Source organism: uncultured Methanobrevibacter sp. (genome assembly GCF_902770715.1).
Classification (GTDB): domain Archaea; phylum Methanobacteriota; class Methanobacteria; order Methanobacteriales; family Methanobacteriaceae; genus Methanocatella.
The window spans coordinates 1-7,413 of record NZ_CACXTS010000049.1 but is presented as its reverse complement, the minus strand read 5'-3'; the positions used below and the strand labels follow the sequence as shown (position 1 = coordinate 7,413).

Annotated in this window: 8 protein-coding genes and 2 pseudogenes; 8 read left to right on the top strand and 2 right to left on the bottom strand. The window is 34.6% G+C overall.

Translation table 11 applies throughout. The features are described 5' to 3' along the window. The 4 genes and pseudogenes from QZU81_RS09965 to QZU81_RS09950 form a co-directional block, all read left to right on the top strand. Positions 1–876 (top strand): annotated as a pseudogene (locus QZU81_RS09965) (ATP-dependent helicase); the annotation flags it as partial. An 8-nt stretch (positions 877–884) separates the two neighbouring features. Beyond that, a complete protein-coding gene (locus QZU81_RS09960) occupies positions 885–1,346 on the top strand; it encodes a flavodoxin (RefSeq protein WP_295591586.1) in 462 nt (153 codons plus the stop codon). Between the two features lie 20 nt (positions 1,347–1,366). Continuing rightward, positions 1,367–1,735, top strand: coding sequence for a DUF5518 domain-containing protein (locus QZU81_RS09955; RefSeq protein ID WP_292823782.1), 369 nt, complete (start codon positions 1,367–1,369; stop codon positions 1,733–1,735). Positions 1,736–1,751: 16 nt separating this feature from the next. Then, positions 1,752–2,162, top strand: coding sequence for a hypothetical protein (locus QZU81_RS09950; RefSeq protein WP_292823785.1), 411 nt, complete (start codon positions 1,752–1,754; stop codon positions 2,160–2,162). A gap of 43 nt (positions 2,163–2,205) precedes the next feature. On the opposite strand, the gene QZU81_RS09945 is transcribed toward QZU81_RS09950, so the two are convergent. Beyond that, positions 2,206–3,297: a formate--phosphoribosylaminoimidazolecarboxamide ligase gene (locus QZU81_RS09945; protein WP_292823788.1), complete on the bottom strand. Its 1,092-nt coding sequence runs from the start codon at positions 3,295–3,297 to the stop codon at positions 2,206–2,208. 136 nt (positions 3,298–3,433) lie between these two features. On the opposite strand from QZU81_RS09945, the gene QZU81_RS09940 reads away from it, so the two are divergent. Together QZU81_RS09940 and QZU81_RS09935 are read left to right on the top strand one after the other, a co-directional pair. After that, the gene (locus QZU81_RS09940) at positions 3,434–3,964 is read left to right on the top strand and encodes a metallophosphoesterase (protein ID WP_292823791.1); all 531 of its coding nucleotides are present in this window, start codon (positions 3,434–3,436) and stop codon (positions 3,962–3,964) included. Position 3,965: 1 nt separating this feature from the next. Further along, entirely contained in the window at positions 3,966–4,604 is a 639-nt protein-coding gene (locus QZU81_RS09935; protein WP_295591585.1) for an RlmE family RNA methyltransferase, read from the top strand. On the opposite strand, the gene QZU81_RS09930 is transcribed toward QZU81_RS09935, so the two are convergent. Further along, positions 4,601–5,020 (bottom strand): hypothetical protein, encoded by a 420-nt coding sequence (locus QZU81_RS09930; RefSeq protein ID WP_292823798.1) that lies wholly within the window; start codon positions 5,018–5,020, stop codon positions 4,601–4,603. The genes QZU81_RS09935 and QZU81_RS09930 overlap by 4 nt on opposite strands. Before the next feature lie 125 nt (positions 5,021–5,145). On the opposite strand from QZU81_RS09930, the gene QZU81_RS09925 reads away from it, so the two are divergent. Both QZU81_RS09925 and QZU81_RS09920 read left to right on the top strand, forming a co-directional pair. Further along, positions 5,146–7,146 (top strand): minichromosome maintenance protein MCM, encoded by a 2,001-nt coding sequence (locus QZU81_RS09925; RefSeq protein WP_292823839.1) that lies wholly within the window; start codon positions 5,146–5,148, stop codon positions 7,144–7,146. Positions 7,147–7,276: 130 nt separating this feature from the next. After that, positions 7,277–7,413 (top strand): annotated as a pseudogene (locus tag QZU81_RS09920) (translation initiation factor IF-2 subunit beta); the annotation flags it as partial.

Here is a 7,413-nt window from a genome sequence, read left to right as displayed (position 1 = left end):
CAGCAACTGCCATTATCTTTCGACCTTGCAATGGACATACAAAAATTCAGGTCCCATATGGAAACCAAATTCGAATACCGAAGAAGCAAAGAGGAGATAATGGAATTCATTTACGATTACTTATATGTTGACGATTTTGCGGCCAATTCAATATACGAATACTTCGTTGAGCAATATAAGTATGCCATAATACCAAGCAATAGGTTATTATTGATTGAGTACTATAAAGGGTTTGGAGGAAGACGCTTTGTGATATTCCATTCATTGTTTGGAAGAAAAGTTAATGATGCTCTGTCAAGGGCAACAGCATATATTGTTGCTAAAAAATATAATATGAATGTGACAATATCCATTTCTGACAATGGATTTTATTTGAGTTCTGATGGGAAAATCGGAGGATTGGAATCATTTAGAGAATTGAACCCTGAAAACTTCGAAACAATATTAACAAATTCATTGAATAAAACTGAAACATTGGCTTCCAGATTCAGACACTGTGCCGGAAGATCATTGATGACTTTAAGGCACTATAAAGGAGAATCCAAATCTGTTGGACGCCAGCAAGTCCGTGGAAAGATATTATTAAAATTCGTTCAGGACATGGATGAGAATTTTTCAATATTGAAGGAAGCCAGAAGAGAATCTCTTGAAGATTATATGGATATAAAAAACGCTTTGAAAGTTATAAACATGATTGATTCAGAAGAAATGGAAATAAAAACCATAAATACAGTAATACCAAGTCCATTTGCATTCAATTTAGTTTCACAAGGCTATTTGGATGTGTTGAATCAGAATGATAAAGGAGAATTTACAAAAAGAATGCATAAAGCAATACTGGACCAAATCAAAGACAAACTAAAGGATATATATTAGGTGTTGACATGAAGACTTTAATTGTGTACTATTCAAGAACAAATGTGACAAAGGGAATTGCTGAAAAGCTTCAAAAAGAATTGGACTGCGATATTGAAGAAATCACCGATGATGGAAAATATAATGGAAAATTAGGATTCCTGAAAGGTGGAATGAATGCTTCGATGGGAAGAAGCAGCGACATAAATCCCATAACCAAAAATCCTGCAGATTATGATTTGGTCATTATTGGAACACCGGTGTGGGCTTCAAATATGGCTGCCCCCGTTTTTACTTATTTAATTCAAAATAAGGATAAGATTAAGAACATGGCCTCATTCTGTACTTGCATGGGAGGAGGGTATGAAGAAGCATTGGCAAAAATAGCCGAAGTTTCATGCAAAAAGCAAATTTCCACCATGTTTTTAACATCCAAGGATATTGAAAATCCAAGCGAAAAAATAAATAACTTTATAAACAAAATTGAATAATGTAATAAAAGGTGAACATTATGACTAAATGGAAAGCTGTGATTATCGGTTTTATACTAGCTATAATAGTCAAATCATTTTTTGCACAACATGAATTTATTGGATTAATGATTGTTGGATTTATTACTGGTTACATCGCCCATGATGGTGCATTAAGTGGAATGTGGAACGCCTCCGTTGCAGGAGCATTAGGAACCATTGTTTGCGCAATACTCTTCGTATTGGTTGCAACTTTCGGTGGAAGCCTATTTGGTATTTTCGGCGGTTTGACTGGATTTACCGTCTCAGGGGTGGCTAGCATAACCATAATTATTGGTTATTTAATTTATTATGCAATTGTTATGGGAATAACTGGAGCAATAGGGGGAGCAATAGCTCCTAAAAAATAAGTTTTGGAGAGATAAGATGGAAATATTACCCGACGTGAATTTTAAAGCATTAATCTTTGGAGCGGCTATGGCTGCGGCATTTATATTATTTGGATTCCAATATTGGGATTGGTTTTATCCATTTGCTGCAATAGGGCTTGTATATGCTGGATACGGCCAAAAAAATATTATTTATGGAACAGTAGCCGGTGCATTTGCTTCTACACCAATTATAATATTAACATTTGAAGGTTACTTAGGAACATTCAAAGAAGGATTTTTCACAACCGAAACTGGAATAATGACTGTGGCCCTCACTATTCTTGTTATCGGTGCATTCGTTGGTTTTGTTGGTGCTTGGGCTAAAAAAAATCGTATGAAAGCATTAGAAGAATACGAGAAAAAACAGAACATTGGTAAAAACAAGAACAAGAATAAAAATAAATGAAAAACCTAATTTTAAAAAAATAAAAAAATGAAAAATAATAACTTTATGTTATTATTTTTTCTAATTCATCCCTTTCAATTCCTCTTTTTATTTCAAGAGCAATTCTTCTACCCATACTCATAGGTTTACCATAAGTTAAGTAGGAGTAAGGAGAACCATCCATAAATGTGTTTGTACCACCATCAGTTCTAGCACTGATTTCAAAACAAATTACTTCTAAATTATCGTTTACTAAAGTTTGCATACAGAAAGGACCGTTTAATCCTGGAGCAACTAATTTTTTAGCACTTTCTGTTAATTTATCAGCAATGTCAAATACTTGTGGGAGTAAAGATTCACGAATTACCGCAGGGTGGTTACCAGTAACCACATAAGATGGGCTTAAATCAATATCTAATTGATCTTTTGCAGGCATTCTTACAAATCCGTCAATACTTGATTCATATCTTGTATCCATACCCATTAATTCAACTTTATCGTCAAGTGCAGAGTAGAAATAGTGTATACAGTAGTTACAACCTGAAACATATTCCTCAATGTGAGCAGCTTCTACATCGCTGTCCTCTAACCATCCACGAGCTTTCATGGCTTCAATTTTTGCATCAAATTCTTCAGTGGATGATGCAACGAAGTAACCTCTTCCACCTCTTGCTCCTGGGAATTTTACCATAACTGGCCTGTCAATTTCAGAAGGGTCATTGTATTTGAAAGGTATTCTCACATCCCCTTCTACAAGCAATGCTCTTTCTTTGTCTCTTTCAGCTTCCCATCTTAAAACATCCCTGTTTCCAAACATTGGCACATTGAATTTATCTTCCACATTGTCTAATCCAGCATATGCAACAAAAGATCCATGAGGAACAACAATAGCGTTCATATCTCTGAGTTTTTGTTGGACATCCTCATTGACAATGTCCTTGAATTCATCGACAATGATATATTCATCAGCAACTCCAAAACGTTGATATGGTATTTCCCTTCCTTTTTGACATACTATAGCTGTTCTAAATCCTTCTTCCTTAGCACCTTGTAGGATGTGTAAAGAAGTGTGGCTTCCGAGAGTAGCTATTGTAATTTCACTTTTGTCGTATTTAGCCAAAATATCTAAAATGTCTTCCTTTTTAACTTCTCCCATTTTATCTTCTCCTCAAAAGAATGATAATTTTATATATATTTTTCTGAATTTATAATAGTTTTTATTTGAATATTGAATATGATTAAAAAGGGTAATTTACAAATAATTAAATTGAATAAATAAGGATTGAAAAAATATGTTAATTGGTTTAATTTCAGATACTCATATTCCGGATAGAGCAAGAATATTGCCCCAAAATGTTATTGATGCATTTAGTGATGTAGATTTAATACTGCATGCCGGAGATTTGACATCACCAAAAGTGATTGATGAATTGGAAGAAATAGCTCCTGTAATGGCAGTTCAAGGAAATATGGATCGAGCCAATGGAATAAACTTACCGAAAGCAAAAGTCATCGAAGCAGAAGATTTGAGAATTGGACTAGTTCATGGAGAGGTTTATCCAAGAGCAGACAGCCAGCAACTATTATACCTGGCAAGAGAATTGAATGTTGACATTTTAGTTTCAGGACATTCACATCAACCAAAAATTGAACAAAGCGAAGGAATATTGCTTTTAAATCCTGGAAGCCCTATTGTTCCAAGACTAGCCGACAGAACAGTGATGCTTCTTGAAATCAATAATAGGGAAGTGGATGTGGAACTTGTTAAAGTTGGCTCACCAGTATGCAGTGCACTTGATTTTGACCAATATAAGAGGGATTGAAATGGGAAGCAAATGGCAAATGGAAAAACATAATGACCCTTATTATAAAAAAGCTAAAAAGGAAGAATATCGCTCAAGAGCATCCTATAAGCTCAAGCAACTAGATAAAAAATATAAACTCATTAAAGAAGGAGATACTGTTGTTGACCTTGGAGCCGCACCGGGAGGATGGTCCCAAGTAGCTCTGGAAAAAGTCGGTGAAGAGGGCATTGTAGTCGGAGTAGATTTGAATAGATTCAAAAGATTCCATGAAGAAAACTATTATGGAATGAGAGGGGATTTTACAACACCTGAAGTTCAGGAAAAGATAATGGAACTAATTGGCGGAAAAGCAAAAGTTGTAATGTCCGATGCATCACCTTCATTATGCGGAATTAAGAATATTGACCAGCTCAGATCAATTGATTTGGTTTATGCAGTTATAGAAATAGCTGAAAACATCCTTGAGGATAAGGGAAATCTTGTAATGAAGGTTTTCCAAGGTCCGGAATATAAAAACATGCTGGATTCACTGAAAGGCAAGTTTAGACATGTGAGAACAACAAAACCCGCATCATCACGTAAAAAAAGTTCTGAAATGTATGTAGTCGGCTTAGAATATATGCCTCATAAAAAAAATAGAAAAAGAAAAAAAGTTTAAAGTGACAGGTATGCGTCATTTGCAGATTTTAATTTTTCTTTTGCAAAAACAATTCTACTATCAACATCATTAGATGGTTTACCTGCATCCAAAGCACTTTGAACATTTTCAATAGCCGAATTTGCCCGTGTCAACTCCAGTTTCGCATCATTATATGTTTTAACATCATCGGCATCACCAGCATAATATGTGGATTTTACACTATTGAACTTGACAGACAAATTATCATATTCTGCTTTAAGCTCGGCAAGCTCATCATATTGTGTTCCAGATGATATTTCATTTGTAATATTTGAAGAAACCATGCTGTATCCTACATATGCCACAACAATGATTGTTGATATAACCATTATGATTCCAACAACAGAAATCATCATAGAAGTAGATTTAAATAAACTAAGTCTAGATTTTCTCATATTATCCTCGTAAATAAATAAAATAAATTTTGTAGATAATATTTTATCAATATTAGTATTTAAATTTTAACCACCATATAAACAATCCAATATTTTTTTAAGTAAGAAAAAAATATATTATGATGATGAATTCCACTACTAAATCACAAACATCCATTGCAAGATTTGAAGAGTTTTTTGCAACAACATACAAAGATGATGTTTTTAATATTCTTGAAAAATATCCTGATGAAAGATCACTTACCGTAGATTATCAAGCATTAGAAATATTTGATCCTGACTTGGCGGATTTATTAATCGAAAAACCTGAGGAGGTCATTGATGCAGCGCAAATAGCTATTAAAAATATTGACCCTCTCGTTAAGGATGCGGACATAAACATTCGTTTTGCAAATCTGTCCAATGTAATTCCATTGAAGACCCTTTTAAGTAAATATATTGGAACATTTGTTGCAGCCGATGGAATTGTGAGAAAAACTGATGAAATAAGGCCTCGTATTGAAACTGGTGTTTTCGAATGTAGGGGCTGTATGAGATTGCATGAAGTTGAACAAAGTTCCGGAAATAGGATAATAGAACCATCATTATGTAGCGAATGTGGTGGAAGGTCTTTTAGATTGCTTCAGGAAGAATCCAAATACATCGATACTCAAACTGCAAGGATGCAAGAACCTTTGGAGAACTTATCTGGGGGAACCGAACCTAAACAAATGCTGATGGTATTGGAAGATGATTTAGTAGATAAATTAAACCCTGGAGATAAAGTAAGAATCACAGGAACATTAAGAACATTCAGAGAGGAAAGAAGCGGCAAATTTAAAAATTACATTTATGTTAATCACATCGAACCTCTAGAACAGGAATTCGAAGAAATACAACTTTCTGAAGAAGATGAAGAAAAAATCATAGAATTGTCAAAAGACCCTAATATTCATGAAAAGATTATCAGATCCACAGCACCTTCAATTAGAGGATATCGTGAAGTAAAAGAAGCTATTGCACTTCAACTGTTTGGAGGGGCTGCAAAGCAACTTGAAGATGAAACCAAATTAAGGGGAGACATCCATATCCTTATTGTAGGGGATCCTGGTATTGGTAAGTCTCAAATATTAAAATATGTTTCAAGATTAGCTCCAAGAAGTATCTACACAAGCGGTAAAGGTACAACCGGTGCGGGTTTAACCGCAGCAGCCGTTAGGGATGAACTTGGAGGATGGTCTCTTGAGGCAGGTGCATTGGTTCTTGGGGACCAAGGTAACGTCTGTGTTGACGAATTGGACAAGATGAGAGCAGAAGACAGATCTGCACTTCACGAAGCATTGGAACAGCAAACTGTAAGTATTGCAAAAGCTGGAATTATGGCAACTTTAAACTCAAGATGTTCCGTTCTTGCAGCTGCAAACCCTAAATTCGGAAGATTTGACAGGTTTAAAGTACTTGCAGAACAAATCGATTTGCCTGCCCCAATCATTTCTCGTTTTGATTTGATTTTTGTAATTGAAGATAAGCCAAGCAGAGAAGGAGATACAAAATTAGCAGAGCACATCTTGAAGATACACAAGGAGAATACTGTTGAATATGAAATTGAACCTGAATTGCTTAGGAAATATATTGCATATGCCCGTAAAACAGCAAATCCTGTTCTGACAGATGAAGCCAACAAAGTATTGCAGGAATTCTATGTTAATACAAGAAACAGCAATGCTGAAGAGCAAGGTCCAATTCCAATTACTGCAAGGAATCTTGAAGCTATTATACGTTTAGCGGAAGCCAGTGCTAAAATAAAACTTAAGGACACAGTTGATAAGGAAGATGCTGAAACAGCAGTTAGATTGCAAATGGCATGTCTCAAGGAAGTAGGTGTTGATCCTGAAACCGGTGAAATCGATGCAGATATTGTCAGTGGAGGAACTGGAAAATCCGAGAGGGATAAAATCAGAGTAGTTACTGATGAAATCAAACTTCTTGAAGAGGAATATGCCGGAAATGCTCCTTTAAATGTGTTATTATCCAATATGAGTGAAAAACACGGAGTAAGTGAAGACAAAACAGAACAAATTGTTAAAAACTTGGTCCAAAAAGGAGTCCTTTACCAACCGATTACAGGATACTTTAGACTCGTATAGTCTAAATGTCCCGCATTTTATTTTTTTAAAATTTTTTTTGATAAAATCACCATCAATAACAATACATTAATAAATGATTAAAATAAAATTTAATATATTATACTTATACTAATTTTTATGGAGAGATAATATGGATAAATACGAAGATTTATTAGAAAGAGCAATAGACCAATTACCTCCTGAAGTATTTGAACACAAAAGATTCAAAATTCCTAAAGCTTATTCAGATATCCAAGGTAATAGAACATTCATTAAAAACTTTAAAGA